The organism is Clostridium sp. ZBS15 (assembly GCF_023845705.1).
Classification (GTDB): Bacteria; Bacillota; Clostridia; order Clostridiales; family Clostridiaceae; genus Clostridium; species Clostridium aquiflavi.
Map to the genome: position 1 here is coordinate 33,036 of NZ_JAMQHY010000008.1, position 18,811 is coordinate 51,846.

Here is an 18,811-nt window from a genome sequence, read left to right on the forward strand (position 1 = left end):
TTTTTCATTACAGTTTGGAAAAAATGTATACTAATAAAAAAAACTTAGATAAATGTGTTATAAAACTAATTTCGCAAACCATTTCATTTTTATTATAACATGTTTGTATACATTTATACTTATTTATACACATTTATACACGTTTCATAATTTTTCTCACATTAAATAGTCCTTTTTTTACTTAAATTAAAAAAGAAGAATTTATACAGAGTATAAATTCTTCTATGATAAGATTTTAGATTATTCTATTAAATTTAATATTATAGCTCAATTACGCTTTAAAAATTTAACAGCGTGAATTATTTCTATTTAAGCATTTCATAATATCTTGTATAGCTTTTTCATATCCTTCTCTAAAACCGGCTTTGCATCCTTCTTGGAAACCTTTTTCACGGCCCTCTTTAAATCCTTTCTTATATCCTTTTTTACAGCCATCTCTGAATCCTTCTTCATATCCTTTTTTACAGCCGTCTCTGAATCCTTCTTCATATCCTTTTTCACGGCCATCTTCATATCCTTCTTCATATCCTTTTTCACGGCCATCTTTAAACCCTTTCTTATATCCTTTTTCGCAGCCATCTTTGAATCCATCTTTATATCCTTTTTCACAACCTGCTTTAAATCCTTTTTTATAACATTTTGCACATACTGAATTATTATCAGTTCCTGCTGTGTCTGAGCAATTCATTTCATTATAATCTGCTTCTTCACAATCACTAACTTCATCAAATTTACAAACTAATTCATCTTCATTACAATAATAATCGTTCATCTGTTTATCTCCTTTGGTAAATAATTATAATATATAGTATGTTAAAATTAGTGTATTGGTTAATTTTAATCAGACAAAATTTAAATATAATTTTGTATTCTTTAATAGTACTCATCATACCCTTAAAACACGGTATTCTAGAAGTTATCCTTAAATTTAAGATTTTTATAATTTCCTAAAGAAAAAAATAGTTATCATTTTGTATAATTAAATACACAAAAATCTAACTATTTTTTAATACTTGTATTCTAGATTTTATAAATAATATTAATTATAAGTTAAATTAATATTATTTATAATCTACTATTTTACTTTAAATCTCTTTTTATATGTCTTGGTTTATAAGTATAATCAACTAATACTCTGTTTATTTCATATTGATTGTCACCTTTATGTGCTTGTCCCTTTTTAACGGTAAATGCCATACTATATCCTGCTTCTTTAACAGCTTTTAAAGTCTCATCGTTATAACTACCAGAAGGATATGCAATAAAGTTAATATTTTTACCTGTTATATTTTCAAGCTTAGTTTTAGATTCTTTAACTTCTTTTAATTGTTCATCATAATTTAAAGTTGAAAGCTCTCTATGAGTAAGTGTATGACCTTCAATATCAATCCCATAATCACTCATCTCTTTTACCTGTGAAGGTAACAAATATACATCACCATCTAAATAATTACCTATTATAAACATAGTTGCATTCATTGAGAATTCTTTAAGAATAGGAAATGCATTTGTATAATTATCTTTGTATCCATCATCTAATGTTATAACTACACTTTTCTTAGGAATTTCCGCTCCATTATATAGGTAATCATATAACTCATGTAATGTTATAGTTGTATAACCTGCATCTTTTATTGCTTGAAGATGCGTTCTAAACAAATCTTTAGATACAACTAATGGATCTTTCTTAAATTCATCTCCAATAGAATGATATCCTAAAACAGTAACCCCCATATCCTCACTTGTAACATCTATACCTTGAAATGGATTTTTAATATCTTTATTTTCTAATACATCTGAATTTTCAGTTTCTAATGCTGGAGTAATTTTTCCTTTAGTATTATTTTTAATTTGAAATGTAAATAAAGAAACAATTAATAATAATATTACTACTAATAATCCTTTCAAAATTGTATTTTTTTTATTCTTCAAAACTTGCCTCCTAAAAATATAAAGTTAAACTATACCTTTTGGTAATTAAAATATCTTTTTTATATTGACTTCTCTAAATAACCTCTAAGATACTAAATCTTTTAATTCATCAACATAGTCATTAGATTATTTAAGTTAAAAATTTTATTTGTTTCAAATATTTCTGCTAATGCTTCTAAATTTTCTTCTGAATGTTCAATATCTTTAGAGTACATATGCATTATATCTATCTGATCATCTTTATTAAATTTATATCCATTATCACACCATCGTACAACATCTAATTCTTTAATAATTAGATAGCTAATAAGTGCAAGTTTTACTTTTGCAATTACATCGTAGTCATAGATAGATTTCATAAAATATCTAAATATAAAATATACCATTAAATGTTCATATTCATACATTTTGTTTACATAATATTTATCAAATTCATCATGTTTATCCACATAAAACGTAACATTATGTTCTTCATCATAAAAATATTCTGTAGTATATTTTAAAACTTTAGGCCATTCTTCATTTATATGATCAATATCTTGATATACTTTTAAACACTTAAAAATGTTTTTATATTTTTCTATATTTTTTGCTTTGTAATTATCTAATTGATCTATTAATTTTTTTATAAATTTATCATCTGAATACTTATGTCTAATGCTTGTTATTTCAGATATTTTATTTGCATCTATTTTATCTTGAATTTCTTTTGCAAAATTAAGAATTATCGCCATTCTTTTATTTAATTCAATAGATCTATCCTGTAACATATCTATGAACATTTTTCTTGAGCTAATTATTTGAATAAACATATCATAACTAATATCATTATATGTACATACCATTTCATCATTTTCTTCTAATTCAAATTCAACTTTTTTAGAATTATTTAAGATTATTCTAGCTGCTTCTGGACATGATAACGAAATCCCTATTTCTCGTGTACTTCCATACTCTTCAATAAATCTTGGATATTGTTTGCATGTATTGCATAATCTCTCTTTTCCAAGATTAATATATATATCACATTTCTTATATTTATTTAAGAAAGAGCAATTATCTCCTTTTAATACAAAAATTTTTTCTCCGTCTTCATCTGTAACTATTTCATTTTTCAACCTATCTCCAAATTCATCATTTACAGTTTTATAATACTCATATGTTTCATCATCTATCACAATTTCCCATCCTGCACAACATGTATCTTCACACTCTGATGCAATACATTCAAAATCCTTATAATAATCTGGTACTCTTATCCTCATTTTTCTACCTCTTGTTTTTATATTAATAAATTTACTATATAATTCTATCATAACTTTCCAAAAGAACAAAATCGCTAAGGCGACTTTGGAGCCGTCGATTTTTTTAGCCATGCGCCCTTTCCAAACGCAGTGCAGGAATAATGGTGCGGCATATGATTATTTTTTATTCTTTAGGGGTACTCATAATACCTTTAAAACACATTATTTTAAAAGTTATCCACAAATTTTTTAATAATATAAATTCCTAAAGAATAAAAAAACATTTCAACAAACCTACTTAATTTAGATTTTGTTGAAATGCTTATTAACTTATTTAATGTCCCAAGGCAAACCCCATTCCTCTCAAAAGGCACTCTCAAACATTCTGCCCCTGCCTTCCCAAATCCTTCTCTAACGGACTATAAACACATAAGATTTCTGGTGATTTCACTCTTTTATTCTCTATCTTTTTCTCTATTATAAATCCTTGTAATCTCTCTATTTTTCAAGGTTCATCTAACTTCCATATCTAAAAAAATAAGACCTCAAAACTGCTTATTTGATATGCTCCCTTTATAGTAGACAGTTAAAATAATAAAACTGTTTTTATAAAGGGGGTATTTTTTATGTCAAGAAAAACCAAATGTTCTCTTGATGAAAAATTAAAAGGAATTAAGGAATATCTATCAGGAGAAAAATCCGTCGTAGAGATATGCGATGAACTTTCAATTAATGGATCTACCTTTTACGACTGGGTAAAAATATATAATGATCTTGGAGAATTAAATTTAATAATTTCTACAAAAAATAAATGTTATTCTGACTCACTTAAACTTAAGGCCGTTGAAGATTATCTTGCCGGGAAAGGTTCTTTAAGAAGTATATGTAACATATATGGAATTTCATGTCCTCGTGTTCTCAGAGATTGGATTAAGAAGTATAATGGTCATAATATAGAAGAATCTCGTAAAAGGCAAGGAGATAGGATTATGACTAATGGGCGAAAAACTACTTATGAGGAAAGAATTAAAATTGTTGCATTCTGCATTGCGAATAATGATGATTATCAGGAAACTGCAGATAAATTCAAGGTTTCTTACCAGCAGGTTTATGCATGGGTAAGGAAATATAAAAATAATGGATGTGAGGCATTACTAGACCGTCGCGGTAAGCGAAAAGAAGCTATTAATCTTAGTAAATCTGAAAAATTATCTATGCAATTAAAGCTTATTGAAGCAGAAAACAAACGTTTAAAAATGGAGAATGATTTCTTAAAAAAATTAGAGCAAATAGAAAGAAGGCGATAAATTCAAGAATAAGGCAAGAAAATAAATATATAACCATAAAAGAATTGAATAAAGAAAATTGCTATCCGATAGCGGAGTTATGCATTTTAGCTAATATTGCACGTTCTTCTTACTATAAATGGCTTAACCATAAGGATACTGAATTAGATAAAGAAAATTCAATTATATTAAAAGAAATAACTAAGATTTATACAGATGTAAATGATATCTATGGATACCGTCGCATGACAATGAATATAAATAAAATTTTAAACAAACATTATAACAATAAGAGAATTTATCGTTTAATGAAATCTGTTAATCTTAAATCAGTTATACGAAAAAAGAGAGCAACTTATATTAAAAGCACTCCTCAAATAACAGCAGAAAATAAATTAAATAGAGAATTCTATGCAGATAAACCAAATCAAAAATGGTTAACTGATGTAACTGAATTTAAGCTAACAAATGGTAAAAAAGCTTACTTAAGTGCAATATTAGATTTAGGTGATAATAGTATTGTGTCTTATGTATTAGGTTCATCTAATAATAATCAATTGGTATTTAACACATTAGATAAAGCTATAGATGATAATCCCGACGCAAAGCCACTATTTCATAGTGATCGCGGTTTTCAATATACAAATAAAATATTTAAGAATAAACTAGATAAAATTAATGCAACTCAAAGTATGTCTAGGGTTGGTCGTTGCATAGATAATGGTCCGATGGAAGGATTTTGGGGTACACTTAAATCTGAAATGTATTACCTAAGAAAATTCGATACATATGAAGAACTTGAACAAGCTATTGATGAATATATAGATTTTTATAATACAAAAAGATTACAGAAAAAGTTAAAAAGTATGACTCCAATAGAATATCGAAGTCATACTTTAGTAGCATAATTTTTTATTATTTGCCCTGTCTACTTGACAGGGGGCAGTTCAATTTAACAGTTTCAAGGTCTTTGTTTTTTCTTATTTTATTCTCTTTTTTTTACAGGCTCAGAATATTTTAAAGTGCCTTTTGGGGATATTCTGGAGTGCCTGGGGATATGGAGTTTTCTCTGACCTTGTATAAATATTATAATTCAAATATTTTTTAATGTCAGCCAAATATTTTCAAAATAATTGTAATTTTGATACCTTTTATTTTTTTCTTTTCTTTATTCTTCTTTGAATATTTCGTAAACTATTTTCTAATACTTTATTTTTATTTTCCAATTCACTAATAGTTTTTTCTTGCTTTTCTAAAGTGGCTTTTATCTCTGTTAAAAAATTCGTATCATTCTTATCAATACTATCTTCTCCACTTTCTTTTTTCTTAGATATAAATGCATCTATAGATGTATATATAGCAAATACATAGATTATTCTATCTTTTAATTGGATTAATATAAATTGTGTATTTGCATCAAAATTAAAATGTTCAATATTAACGAAATAAATAACAGCTGTTCCAAATGCTATTATTAAGAAATTATAAATATATATAATTTTCTTCATATATTTATAATCTTCTTCAAACATCATTTTCTTATCCTTTTTAATTTTTCCTACTATTTTAAAATACATCCATATTAAAAGTTTTAATACCATATAATTTAATATAAAAACAAGAAATAAAGTTATCGTAATTACATCTAGAAAAGCATAACGACCAACAATACCCAATATTAAAACAAATGAAAAACTATCAACAATCAAAACCACTATATATATTGCAAATAATAAAATATTATCTATATTTAATTTTAATAATCTTACCTTATTAATTCCTGCTAACATAACTGCTACTGGCAATGCTGTAATAATCATTAAAATTACAGATATAATAAACATAAAATATTTTATAAATTTATATTTTTCTGAATTTTTCTTTTTACAAAAGAAATAACTTGAACTAGTAAATATTGATGCAACTATATTGATTATAGGTATATATGCATATGCTATTAATTCAAATTTAGTATATATACCTTTATTTTTTATATATAACCAGCCAAAGAAAAGTCCAATTCCCAAAAACATTGCAGAAATTGCCAATATATACTTATCAATATTTTCTTCTGCTCCATACATTTTATTTAATTCATCTTTAATTTTAATAAGACCTCATTCCTTTCAAAAAAACTCAAATCATATTGTTGATATTGGAACCTCTATCCTATCTCTAGCAACGCAAACTCCATTTTTGACTAAATAACATTCAACATAATGCTCTCCTCTAAAATCCGTTGATTCATGATGCTTCTTATTATTAGTTCTTACTATCTGACCTCTAATCAAATCTCTTCTTTCTGCTTCATCTCCAACATTTCTAACCTTCCAATAGATATCATAATTACCTTTTATCTCAGTTTTATCTATAAAGAAATTGAGTTGTTTATTTCTGCTAAGCCAACTATTTTGTTTAATAATTGCGCTTAATAACTTATCTAAAAATCCATCTTGAGTTACTTTGCAATCAATGGTCAAATTATATCTAATATCGACTGGAAACAAGTCTTCAATAAATTGTTCTGTGTCTCTATATAAACTAGATGCTCTTGAGTTTTCAGATACGGTTTGCTTTTTAGGAAATTTACTTCCAAATATTTTTCTTAATTCTTTATTTAAACCAGTTGATTCTTCAGTTAAATCTTTTATTTGGTTATAAGCTTTTTTTGCTTTAGTTACAAATTTTCCATCATCACAATTGTTTACTTGTTGATTACTTCCTAATGCATACCAATAAGATTGGTCTTTATTTTGATTTTTTAAATACTTAAATAATTCTTGAACCATTTCAAAATAATCATCAAAATCAATCTTTTTATAGTCTTCATTATCATTTAAAAAATTGTATGATAATGTGTCTATTAATAATCCACCAAATTTAAAACCCTGCTTATTCTTCCAAGCTCGTAGCATATTTGCTATGTATTTAAAATTATTATCTGTATCTTCTGCTGTCTTTTTACTCTCTTCTTTTTCTGCTAATGGTTTAGTTGTTTTCCATTTTCCCCCATCATGTGTATCTGGATATTTAAAACTATCATCAGATTGTTTGAATCCTGGAACTAATTCTACAGTATAGTTACTAAAGTTAATTACTACTACTTGTCCATCACCACTTATGTCTGTCTTAGGATAACGTTCTTTTAAAACATTTTTTATATCTTGTAATAATGCTGATTGACCATTACTTTCACGGTCATCATATTGCTTATATATTTCATCTGGTAAATCAAATAATAAATCTAAATCACTTACACCTTTAATAGCAGTTTCTCTTCCTACTGACCCTACAATATACATATGTGTTTCTTTGTCATTCTCTAATTCATAGTAATTATTATTTAATTTTTTCGCTATTTCTCCAGTTGTGGTTTCCATGTCACTTAAATTATCTAATTGTATATTGTCAATAAAAGTCTTAAAATCATCTTTAATCGCCATATTTTCCTCCTTTATACTATTGATTTTTTCTTGCTAGAACAGGTAAAAAACTATCAATCTCATCATCAGAATAAGTATTATCTTGCCTATTTTTTAAATTATCTGATGCTTTATTTACTGCTTCTTCTTCAGTATCTAAACATTTTTTATAAATATCTATTTGTTTCTTTAATATTTCATCTCTCTTGCTTCTTAATGAATCTTCTGTATACTTACCTAATTTAATATCACATAATACTGAGATTAATTCTTCTCTTAATTCAAGTAAATCTAAAGCTGATTTTTTATGTTGTTTATGCAATGATTTTAAGTCATACGTTTTAAAATACGTATTAATAAAGAATGAAATTGCAGATATTATAGCTGTTACTACTTTTAATGCAAATTCATCAATAAAAACTACAGCAAATATTCCTGATGTAGTAATTGCAGATAAAGCTATTCTCGAATTTTCTAATTTTTTATACCTATCTAGGCATATATCACTCTGTTTTTCTTGTATTTTATGAGTCCATACTGTTCCTGCAAATATCTGCCTTAGTTGACCTTCAATAATATCTATATTATTCATAACTATATCCCCCCTTTTGTTAGCACTCACATAATAAGAGTGCTAATAAAAAATATTCTATTCCTATTTTTTCCCACAATCAACTAGCATTTATTCCACTTTATCTTAATTATTTAAATATTCCCCAGTATATCTTCCATATTATTTCTCACACTTGTTTTTCCTATATATTGTGGTTTTTATGCCACAATATACATGATATTGTATCAAAAGATTATTTTCATTCTAGTTACATATAAATAAAAAGTACTATCTCTTATAATAATAGCTATATTTTTTAACTATTATTCAAAAGATAATACTTTTATTTATCAGCATAAATTTACTTATATAGGCTTAAATTATATTTACTTGTGAATCTTCTGCAACACTATATTTACCAGAACATTTCAATTTTTTAACAACGCAATTATGACCTATCTCAGCATTGTCACAAATTAATTCATCTATTGTACAATCTTCTATAAATATTTCTTTTCCAATTGCTTTCGCAATCTGTAGACTATCACTTTTATTATCACTAAAATCTAGCTCTATTTTTTTATTTAAAACAAAACTTAATAAATTATTTAACTGAGTTTTGCTTTCTCCATTGTCCTTTGTTATTTTAGCTTCATTAAATAGAAATTCTTTTACAACAGAGTCCCCACTAAATTCCCATTTAATATTTTTTTTTACTTCAAGTGTGTTTGTATTAACACTTCCATACAATTTACACTCTTCAGCTTTTATTGAATCTTGTATATTTAAAGAACCTTTTGAATCTATAGTTCTTGAATTCAAACAAGATTTACATTCTACTTTTCCTTTTACAGTTAACTTTTCTATATTTATGTTTCCATCGGAATACAACTTACCTTTTATTTCAAGTTCATCTGTATCTATTCCGTCTTTAAACACTCCTTTTCCTTTTATAACCATTTTCATCATCCATTCTCTAAATTTATTTTTGCAATAAAATAATTTTCTTATTAATAAATGACTTCTATTAATTATCTATTATGCAATCTATGTCTACACATCCAATATCTACAGTGCATATATCATTTGATTCTAACTTGTCCATATCAAATTCATTAGCAACTATTACTTCCATTTTTATCTCTCCTCCACTTTTAACCATTAATCATTGTCGACAATGCATCCAATATCTACACATCCAATGTCTACATAGCAAATGTCATTTGATTCCAACTCACTCACATTATATTCATTAGTAACTATTACTTCCATTTATCTTTCTCCTCTAATCCTTTATTTAATTATCAACAATACATCCAATGTCAATATTGCATCAAACATCAAACGTGCAATCATCAGAATATATTGTTTTTTCAACATTATATGAGTTTTTCACTATTATTATCCTCTTCCCTTCTTATAACAATAAATTTCTTTCATCAATTCTTTTATCCCATATTTACTTTGTTGGCAATCTAATTGTTTATATATATTACTTAAATTAGGACATCCCCCTCCACATATCGGTAAAACATTGCACTTAATGCATTCTTTATTTTTATATGGATTCCAATCTGCATATTTATGATTGTTTCCATCATAAACATCTAATTGCTCAATTGTACACATCCTAGCATCTCTATTACCTATCTCATTCCAGCACTTATATATATACCCATCATTATCTATAACAAACGAATTATTTTTAGTAGCTCCACAATAGTTTATTCTTATTTTAGGATATTGCTTTTCAATTCCATACGTAAATTGTTTGTCTGTTATTTTTTTATAAAAATCAATATATCTTTTAGAGTATTCTTCTTTTGTCAAACACTTATTACTACAAAACTCCAACTTATTATTAAAACTTTGAATATATCCTAAATAAATATGTACATCATCTAACTTCTCACATTGTAAAAACTCTATTAAATCATCTAAGCAGTGACTATTAGCTCTACTAACATTTACTCTTACTATAGTTTTTATTCCATAAGATTTAACTTTTTTTATATTATTTAATATTATGTCAAAAGTAGGTTTGTCATTGTTAAATTTTTTTACTTTATTATGAAACTCTCTTGTTCCATCTAATGTAATTTGAAAAAAATTAATCTTATATCTTACTGCTTGTACCAAAAAATCATCATCTATTAAGCACCCATTAGTAATTATTCCAGCTTCATACTTTATATTATTATTTTCACACAATCCAATAAGTTTTTCTGATAAATCATATATTATATTCTTTGCCATTAATGGTTCTCCACCAAACCATTTAATTGATATTTTTTTTATTTTTCCATTAATAATAGTATTTTTTACAAAAGTAACAATATTATTAAGCGTATTTGTATTCATTATTCCCACTTTTTTTTCTTCAAAACAATAACTACAATTTAAATTACAGTTTAATGTAGGCGCTATTGTTAGTGATAATATAGATTCATTCTGTATTATTTCGTTTCTTTTTCTCTCCAATACTTTTATTTCATCTACTGAATCTTCCACTAATAATCCAACATTTTTTAGCTCATCTATGATTTTACTCTTTTCATTACTTACTTCTAAATTATTTAATATTTTATAATATTCTTCATTCAAATTTACAAGTGCACCACTAAAACTATTATAAATCAAATTATTGTTATAACCTTCATTGATAATAATGTTATATATAGATTTTTTCATAGTATTCTCCTATTATGAAATATATTATATATTTACATTTTATAACACTATTTGCTTTTATTCAATATACATAGCTATATTTTTACATTACATAATTTAAACCTATCTTTATAAACGAAAACATTTCTTTTCATTTATACTTTTTCAGATACTAAAATCAGCTCTATTTCCCCTTAAATCAGCTAAAAAATATAAACAAAATTATTAATCCCCTTTTGTTTACATATAATATATTAAAATTGAAAACAGGAGGTTATTTAACTATGATTTATGGATATGCTCGTTGCTCCACAAACGAAAATATGCAAGATATTACAAGGCAGATAAGAGAATTAAAAGAATTGGGAGTAACAGATACAACAAAAATATATAAAGAATACTGACCTACGGACAGTTATTTGTAATACATTTAAACAAAACCATAATAATTGATTAAATTACTTATTATGGTCTTAAACTTATTCTTCTAATAATATTTTATTACATAACTGAATTAATTTGTAAGTGAATAATTAAAACCATTCAAGTGTATTGTGTTAATGGAATTTTTAAACATTATTTTTCATAAAGTGTAAAGCAAAATTTTAGATAATAGTCATTTCTCTTTGAATAATAACATCTTTTAAACCATTTTAGTCCAGCTCTAAATAGGCTATAAATTCTTATTTTCTTACCATTTAAATTTTTAACAACTCCAATAATAGTGTTATTTTTATCTTTACCACAGGAAATTCCTAATGTTATTATGAAGCAATAAGCTATTGAAATACAGAAATAAAGCATCTTTATATATTGAATATTCATACTCCAAGTAGATTCTAAATTAAAACCACCACTTTTAAAGTCTTTAAACATTTCTTCAATTTGAAATCTTTTTTTATATTCTCTTATTGCAAAAGATTTTTCTAAATTATGTGCTATAAACCAAATTTCTTCCGCGTCTTTTGCAGGACAAACGCATGAATAAATTTTACTACAATATCATCCCTTCTCTATGATAAAATCATAGAGAAGGAAGGTGAATATTAATGAAAAAAATTTCAGATATAATAAGTTTAACAAAAAAAATTGAAGATCCAAGACAAATAAAGAAAGTCAAGTATCCGATCAACGAAGTTATTAGCATGGTATTATTTGCATCTTTAGGGAATGCTAATGAATGGACTGAAATAGAGGTCTTTTGCAATTCACATGAAGAATTTTTAAGAAAATATTTTAAAATGCAACAAGGTATATCATCTCATGATACATTTCAAAGAGTTATGGGTATTATTGATCCTACAGTTATTCAACAATTACAATTAGAATGGAATGAATACTTAGCTACTAATGATGGTGAAGGTTTAAAGAAAATTTTAAACATTGATGGTAAAACTATGAGAGGTAGTAGAACCGAAGATAAGAAACCGTTACACGTAGTGACAGCATATTGCGATGAAGATGGGTTTTGCCTTGGACAAAATGTAGTTAAAGAGAAAGAAAATGAAATAGTAGCAATTCCTGAATTGTTAGATACATTGCAAATAAAGGGATACGTGGTTACTATAGATGCTATGGGCACTCAGGTTAAAATTGCAGAAAAAATAGTAAAAAAGAAAGCTGACTACGTCTTAGCGGTAAAAGGAAATCAAGAAACTTTATACAAAGATTTGATAGATTACTTTAATGAAAATGATTTTAAAAAGGACATTGAAAGTGTTGGAAACTACAAAAAAACTATTGAGAAAAGTCATAGTCAAATTGAGATAAGAGAATATTATCAGACAGATGATATAAAATGGTTGACTAATAAAAGTAGATGGAAAGGGCTAAAAAGCATTGGTATTATAGAAAAAACTATAAAGAAGAATGATAAAGAAACAAAAGAAATACGTTACTATATAAGTAGCTTATCACCTGATATAGAGCTATTTTCAAAATCAGTAAGAGAACATTGGAAAATAGAAATAATGCATTGGCATTTGGATGTTACATTTAAAGAAGATCATAATAAAACTATTGAAGAAACAGCAAATAAGAATATGAATATTATCCGTAAATGGGCATTATCAATACTAAAACTTTTAGATATGGGAAAAAAGATGAGCTTAAAACTAAAGAGATTTGCAATATGTTCAAATCCAACTAACTATATAAGTAAAATTATGGAAATTTAGTTTTTTAGTAATTTTACTTATGTAGTTATAAACTTTCATGCGTTTGTCCTGCGTCTTTTGCTTTGCAAACGGATAAATTGCAATTATAATTTTGAGCAGTTAGTTTTATATTATAAAAGTTTTTTCCTTTATTATTTGATGTTTTTATATCTTCTAACTTCTTTATTTTAAGTTTTCCATTTATGGTTACACATAAATCTTTAGTACATTAATACAATATTTCCACTTAAGCTTTTCATCTATAAATTTAAATAAATCTACACTTTTAAATCCTCTATCTGCAAGTAGTGTTACATTATAACCATAAGGAGCCAATACTTTATGTGAAAAATTAAGACCTTCTTTTACATGTTTGAAATCTTTGTTACCATTTTCCTTATATCGAAACACTTTGTACCAAAGCGGAATAGTTCTTTTACCTACCTTTAGAGAAAATTGCAATATTACAAATTTATCTTCAATAGTGGTGTGATCAAATATTATATATATCGAATTTGAAGTACTTTTATATTTCTTTAGGAATTTATATATATAAAATTCATATAACTTTTCTGGATTAATAGATTTATTACTTATAAATCTTTGAAGTCTCTTAATTTTACTTTCTTCTGTGCCAGAAGAGTACGAATCTTTAAGTTCTTGAGCTATTTCAGATAATACAACTGTTTTTGAAATTATAATTCCAATAATCATATCAACTAAATTATTTAATCTTTTTGAAGATAAAGGTATCATTTTCTCTAGTGTTTTTTTCAATTTTGTAGTAATATATTCTTGATCATTGATCATAAATAAACCACCTTTCTTTTGTGAATTGGCTGTTGCAAATCAATTTTACACTAGAATGGGTGGTTTTTTATTATTTTCAGATTAATTTTTTTCTCACAATTAATTTTGGAAATTATCTGGTTATTAACTGTCCGTAGGTCAGTCACATAAATACTTTCTTACTGTCTGCTTTGTAACTCCATTTGATTCTGCAATTTTATTTATAGCATCTGCTCTCATTTCTTCGTTTGCTATAAAAGGTATAATCCCAGATATCATATTATATCTCTGGTATGCAGTCTTACGTTCTTCTACATACATATTTTCAAGAGTATTAAAAACATCTATTTCTTTTTCTTTTTGAAGCTCTATAAAATCATTAAAAAAATCAAAGTTTCTCCATACTGGCATATTCTTTTTAATACAATCAATAACAAGAACTTCTTCCGTCATATCTAGAACTCTGTAAATACATTTTGCACCTTCATCTTCTTTTATAATAAGCATATGCTTTTTAATTTCATCTTTCTTCATCAACATCAACCTCTCTCTCAACTACAATGCCCCAGTCAGATACTCCATGAGATATCCAGTAATTCCGACTGACATCAAGTAACTTAGCAGTTAAAGGTTTTGTTATATGATTTCTGTTGACACATTCTCTAACCATTATGTTTCCATCAGCTTTAGTAATAATAAAATCAGATGTATACTCTCCAATATCAAGCCCTTCAAGCAAAATATTTACCTGAAATGATTCAACCTCTTCTGATTCTGATAATAAATCAGCATACAGATACTGAATCTTATCAAAGGTACGACAGACATCTTCACATTTATTGACATTTCTCTTTTCAACCCTGCCTTTATAATTTTTCTTTCTCATCTGAATACCTCCAAATTTTAAGTTCATACAAGTATTTATAAATCTCCAAAAATAGCATTTCATTTTTGGGAAAATTCCCAAATTCATGATTTTTTAATTTTTGGGGAGAAAATGAGAAAAAATAAAATCTCTAAACCTCCTATTTTAGCCACCTCCCAAAAATGAAATTTAGGAATTTTCTCCTTCTCCATGTCCCAAGGCAAACCCCATTCCTCTCAAAAGGCACTCAAAAACATTCTGCCCCTGCCTTCCCAAATCCTTCTCTAACGGACTATAAACACATAAGATTTCTGGTGATTCCCCTCTTTTATTCCTCTTCTTTTTCTCTATTATAAATCCTTGTAATGCCTCTATTTTTCAAGGTTCATCTAACTTCCATATCAAAAAAATAAGACCTCAAAACTGCTGATTTAACAGTTTCAAGGTCATTAATTATTTTTCTTATTTTATTCTCTTTTTTTCCACAGGCTCAGAATATCTAAGGTTGCCTTTTGGGGATATTCTGGTGTGCCTGGTGATATTAATATTATTCAAATTCTATAGTTGCTGGTGGTTTTCCTGTACAATCATACATTACACGGTTAACACCTTTTACTTCATTTACAATTCTAGTTGTTACTTTTCCAAGTACTTCCCATGGAAGATCTGCGCTTTCAGCTGTCATGAAATCACTTGTAGTTACAGCACGAAGTGCAATTGCATAATCATAAGTTCTTTCATCTCCCATAACGCCTACTGAACGCATATTAGTAAGAGCTGCAAAATATTGACCAATTTCTTTATCAATACCTGCCTTTGCAATTTCTTCACGATAGATTGCATCTGCATCTTGAACTATTTTAACTTTTTCAGCTGTTACCTCTCCAATAATACGTATTCCAAGACCTGGGCCTGGAAAAGGTTGTCTGAACACTAATTTTTTAGGGATTCCAAGTTCTAATCCAGCCTTACGAACTTCATCTTTAAATAACAATCTAAGAGGTTCTATTATTTCTTTAAAGTCAACATAATCAGGAAGTCCTCCAACATTATGGTGAGATTTTATAACTGCTGATTTTCCAAGACCACTTTCAATTACATCTGGATAAATAGTTCCTTGGACAAGGTAATCAACTACACCTATTTTTTTAGCTTCTTCTTCAAATACTCTTATAAATTCTTCACCAATAATTTTTCTCTTTTGTTCTGGTTCTTCTACGCCAGCTAACTTTTCATAAAATCTTTCTTGTGCATTTACACGAATGAAGTTTAAATCATACTGACCATTAGGTCCAAATATTTCTTCAACTTCATCGCCTTCATTTTTACGAAGTAACCCATGATCAACAAATACACATGTTAGTTGCTTTCCAACAGCCTTTGAAAGCATTACTGCTGCTACTGATGAATCAACTCCACCTGATAATGCACATAATACTTTACCATTTCCAACTTTTTCACGAATTTCTTCAATTGTCTTCTCAACAAATGAATCCATTTTCCAATCTCCAGTACATCCACAAATATTATATACAAAATTTGAAAGCATCTTTGTACCTTCTTTTGTATGCATAACTTCTGGATGGAATTGAACTGCATATAAATTCTTATCTTCACATTCCATAGCAGCAACAGGACAAACAGGAGTATTACCTATTACTTTAAATCCTTCTGGTGCTTTTTCTATGTAATCAGTATGACTCATCCAACAAATTGTTGAAGGTGATACTCCTTCAAAAAGCTTAGATTCTACCTTTACATCAACTTTTGTTTTTCCATATTCACTTACAGGTGCAGTTGCCACTTTTCCTCCAAGCATATGAGACATAAGTTGAGAACCGTAACATATACCAAAAATAGGTACTCCTATTTCAAATATAGCTTTATCACATAAAGGAGAATTTTCACCATATACACTGTTTGGTCCACCTGTAAAAATGATTCCCTTAGGATTCATTTCTTTTATTTTATCAACACTTAAATTATAAGGATGAACTTCGCAATATACATTACACTCTCTCACTCTTCTAGCAATCAATTGATTGTATTGTCCACCAAAATCTATAACTAAAACTAAATCTCTCTTCATCATTTCCTCCTAAATTGTTCTTTATAAATTTAATTATCTAACAACTAAGAACATTACTCAATAAAAATTAATAATTATATATATTTTTTATTGTCCTACACTATAATTTGGAGCTTCCTTAGTTATATTTATATCATGTGGATGACTTTCTCTATATCCTGATGCTGTTTGAACAACAAATCTAGCAGTTTCATATAAAGTATCTAAATCCTTTGAACCTAAATATCCCATTCCTGATTTTATTCCACCTATTAATTGGAATATTGTATCTGAAACATATCCTTTATACGCTACTCTACCTTCAACACCTTCTGGTACTAACTTTTTGTTTCCATCTTGGAAATATCTATCTTTTGATCCACAAGCCATAGCTGCTAATGAACCCATTCCTCTATATACTTTATAACTTCTTCCTTGATATATTTCCATTTCGCCTGGTGCTTCTTCACAACCTGCAAATAATGATCCCATCATTGCTACAGATGCACCTGCTGATAAAGCTTTTACTATATCCCCAGAGTACTTTAATCCACCATCAGCAATTACTGGAATTCCATATTTTTTACCAACTTCTGCACAGTCCATAACAGCAGTTAATTGAGGTACTCCAACGCCCGCAACTACTCTTGTAGTACATATAGATCCAGGACCTATACCTACTTTAACACAATCTGCTCCAGCTTTTATTAAATCTTCTGTTGCTTCTGCTGTAGCAACATTTCCAGCTATAACTTGTAATTCTGGATGCTTATTTTTTATTTGTTTAACAGCTTCCATAACTCCTCTTGAATGACCATGAGCAGTATCTACTGTAATAACATCTACTTTAGCTTTTACTAATGCATCAACTCTATCCATCATGTCTGCTGTAACACCAACAGTAGCTCCACATAATAATCTACCATTTTCATCTTTTGCAGCATTAGGGAATTGTTTAGCTTTATCAATATCTTTAATTGTTATTAATCCCTTTAAATTTCCTTCTGAATCAACTAAAGGTAATTTCTCTATTTTATGTTTCTTTAAAATTTCCTTTGCTTCATTAATAGAAGTATTCTCTGGAGCTGTAATTAAGTTTTCTTTTGTCATAACTTCAGATATTTTTTTAGTAAAATCAGTTTCAAAAGTCACATCTCTATTTGTAAGTATACCAACTAATTTACCATTTTCAGTTATAGGTACTCCAGATATCCTATATTGAGCCATTAAGTTTTCAGCATCTTGAAGTGTATTTTCTTTTGATAAAAATATTGGATCAGTTATGATTCCATTTTCTTGTCTTTTTACCTTATCTACTTCTTTTGCTTGCTCATCTATGCTCATGTTTTTATGGATAATTCCGATTCCACCTTCTCTTGCCATGGCAATAGCCATTTTAGATTCTGTTACTGTATCCATTGCAGCACTCATTAAAGGTATATTTAAAGATATTTTCTTAGTTAATTTTGTCTTTACACTTACCTCTCTAGGTAATATTTCTGATTTATTAGGTACTAATAATACATCATCAAATGTATAAGCTGTTTTTATTATTGTAGCCATAATTATGCCCCCTTGATTTTTATATTTCATATTTTTTGTTTTATGAATTTTTTCTTGCATTTTTTTCATATTTTTATGTATAAAAAAAAACGCATCAACCCCGTAAGTGAAGTTAATACGTTAATATATTTTAAATATACTAATATATTAATATCACTCATAGTCAGAAATTTAAGGTTTCCGGTAGATACTCCTTGCCATATCCAAGGTATATACGAGTTTTAAAATATTTTCTTTGTTTGATTAAAAATATTATAATGTAT

The 18,811-nt window shown here is 27.2% G+C and carries 18 protein-coding genes and 1 riboswitch; of the genes, 4 read left to right on the forward strand and 14 right to left on the reverse strand.

The window, feature by feature from the left end; genetic code table 11:
- Window positions 1-286: 286 nt before the first annotated feature.
- The 3 genes from NG904_RS03580 to fliB form a co-directional block, all read right to left on the reverse strand.
- Complete coding sequence (locus NG904_RS03580) at window positions 287-772, reverse strand: Yae1 family protein (protein ID WP_252229808.1); 486 nt, start codon at window positions 770-772, stop codon at window positions 287-289.
- 308 nt (window positions 773-1,080) lie between these two features.
- Entirely contained in the window at window positions 1,081-1,932 is an 852-nt protein-coding gene (locus tag NG904_RS03585) for a polysaccharide deacetylase family protein (RefSeq protein ID WP_252229811.1), read from the reverse strand.
- Window positions 1,933-2,033: 101 nt separating this feature from the next.
- Window positions 2,034-3,197: a flagellin lysine-N-methylase gene (fliB, locus tag NG904_RS03590; RefSeq protein WP_252229813.1), complete on the reverse strand. Its 1,164-nt coding sequence runs from the start codon at window positions 3,195-3,197 to the stop codon at window positions 2,034-2,036.
- Window positions 3,198-3,802: 605 nt separating this feature from the next.
- On the opposite strand from fliB, the gene NG904_RS03595 reads away from it, so the two are divergent.
- Window positions 3,803-4,483, forward strand: a complete 681-nt coding sequence (locus NG904_RS03595; RefSeq protein ID WP_252229815.1) for a helix-turn-helix domain-containing protein — start codon at window positions 3,803-3,805, stop codon at window positions 4,481-4,483.
- 44 nt (window positions 4,484-4,527) lie between these two features.
- Window positions 4,528-5,370, forward strand: a complete 843-nt coding sequence (locus tag NG904_RS03600) for an IS3 family transposase (RefSeq protein WP_252229817.1) — start codon at window positions 4,528-4,530, stop codon at window positions 5,368-5,370.
- Between the two features lie 243 nt (window positions 5,371-5,613).
- Here the strand turns inward: NG904_RS03600 and NG904_RS03605 are convergent, their stop codons facing one another.
- From NG904_RS03605 to NG904_RS03625, 5 genes are all read right to left on the reverse strand, one after another.
- Complete coding sequence (locus NG904_RS03605) at window positions 5,614-6,546, reverse strand: hypothetical protein (RefSeq protein WP_252229819.1); 933 nt, start codon at window positions 6,544-6,546, stop codon at window positions 5,614-5,616.
- Between the two features lie 57 nt (window positions 6,547-6,603).
- Window positions 6,604-7,905 (reverse strand): nucleotide-binding domain-containing protein, encoded by a 1,302-nt coding sequence (locus tag NG904_RS03610; protein ID WP_252229821.1) that lies wholly within the window; start codon window positions 7,903-7,905, stop codon window positions 6,604-6,606.
- A gap of 16 nt (window positions 7,906-7,921) precedes the next feature.
- Entirely contained in the window at window positions 7,922-8,476 is a 555-nt protein-coding gene (locus tag NG904_RS03615; RefSeq protein ID WP_252229823.1) for an SLATT domain-containing protein, read from the reverse strand.
- 336 nt (window positions 8,477-8,812) lie between these two features.
- Entirely contained in the window at window positions 8,813-9,397 is a 585-nt protein-coding gene (locus NG904_RS03620) for a hypothetical protein (protein ID WP_252229825.1), read from the reverse strand.
- Between the two features lie 441 nt (window positions 9,398-9,838).
- Window positions 9,839-11,128, reverse strand: a complete 1,290-nt coding sequence (locus tag NG904_RS03625; protein WP_252229828.1) for a radical SAM/SPASM domain-containing protein — start codon at window positions 11,126-11,128, stop codon at window positions 9,839-9,841.
- A gap of 263 nt (window positions 11,129-11,391) precedes the next feature.
- Here NG904_RS03625 and NG904_RS03630 point away from each other — a divergent pair, with 263 nt between their 5' ends.
- A complete protein-coding gene (locus tag NG904_RS03630; RefSeq protein ID WP_353846044.1) occupies window positions 11,392-11,511 on the forward strand; it encodes a recombinase family protein in 120 nt (39 codons plus the stop codon).
- Between the two features lie 172 nt (window positions 11,512-11,683).
- On the opposite strand, the gene NG904_RS03635 is transcribed toward NG904_RS03630, so the two are convergent.
- Window positions 11,684-11,983 (reverse strand): hypothetical protein, encoded by a 300-nt coding sequence (locus NG904_RS03635; RefSeq protein WP_252229830.1) that lies wholly within the window; start codon window positions 11,981-11,983, stop codon window positions 11,684-11,686.
- Window positions 11,984-12,156: 173 nt separating this feature from the next.
- Here NG904_RS03635 and NG904_RS03640 point away from each other — a divergent pair, with 173 nt between their 5' ends.
- Window positions 12,157-13,284, forward strand: coding sequence for an ISAs1 family transposase (locus tag NG904_RS03640; protein ID WP_252229833.1), 1,128 nt, complete (start codon window positions 12,157-12,159; stop codon window positions 13,282-13,284).
- A 186-nt stretch (window positions 13,285-13,470) separates the two neighbouring features.
- Here NG904_RS03640 and NG904_RS03645 read toward each other — a convergent pair whose 3' ends face one another.
- The 5 genes from NG904_RS03645 to guaB form a co-directional block, all read right to left on the reverse strand.
- On the reverse strand, window positions 13,471-14,073 hold the full coding sequence (locus NG904_RS03645; protein WP_252229836.1) for a transposase: 603 nt from the start codon (window positions 14,071-14,073) through the stop codon (window positions 13,471-13,473).
- 138 nt (window positions 14,074-14,211) lie between these two features.
- Entirely contained in the window at window positions 14,212-14,586 is a 375-nt protein-coding gene (locus NG904_RS03650) for a hypothetical protein (RefSeq protein WP_252229838.1), read from the reverse strand.
- The gene (locus NG904_RS03655) at window positions 14,573-15,001 is read right to left on the reverse strand and encodes a hypothetical protein (protein ID WP_252229841.1); all 429 of its coding nucleotides are present in this window, start codon (window positions 14,999-15,001) and stop codon (window positions 14,573-14,575) included. The genes NG904_RS03650 and NG904_RS03655 overlap by 14 nt, the downstream gene beginning before the upstream one ends.
- A gap of 463 nt (window positions 15,002-15,464) precedes the next feature.
- The gene (gene guaA, locus NG904_RS03660; protein ID WP_252215278.1) at window positions 15,465-17,006 is read right to left on the reverse strand and encodes a glutamine-hydrolyzing GMP synthase; all 1,542 of its coding nucleotides are present in this window, start codon (window positions 17,004-17,006) and stop codon (window positions 15,465-15,467) included.
- Between the two features lie 87 nt (window positions 17,007-17,093).
- Entirely contained in the window at window positions 17,094-18,548 is a 1,455-nt protein-coding gene (guaB, locus tag NG904_RS03665; protein WP_252215276.1) for an IMP dehydrogenase, read from the reverse strand.
- Between the two features lie 140 nt (window positions 18,549-18,688).
- Window positions 18,689-18,786, reverse strand: a riboswitch (purine riboswitch).
- Window positions 18,787-18,811 lie beyond the last annotated feature (25 nt).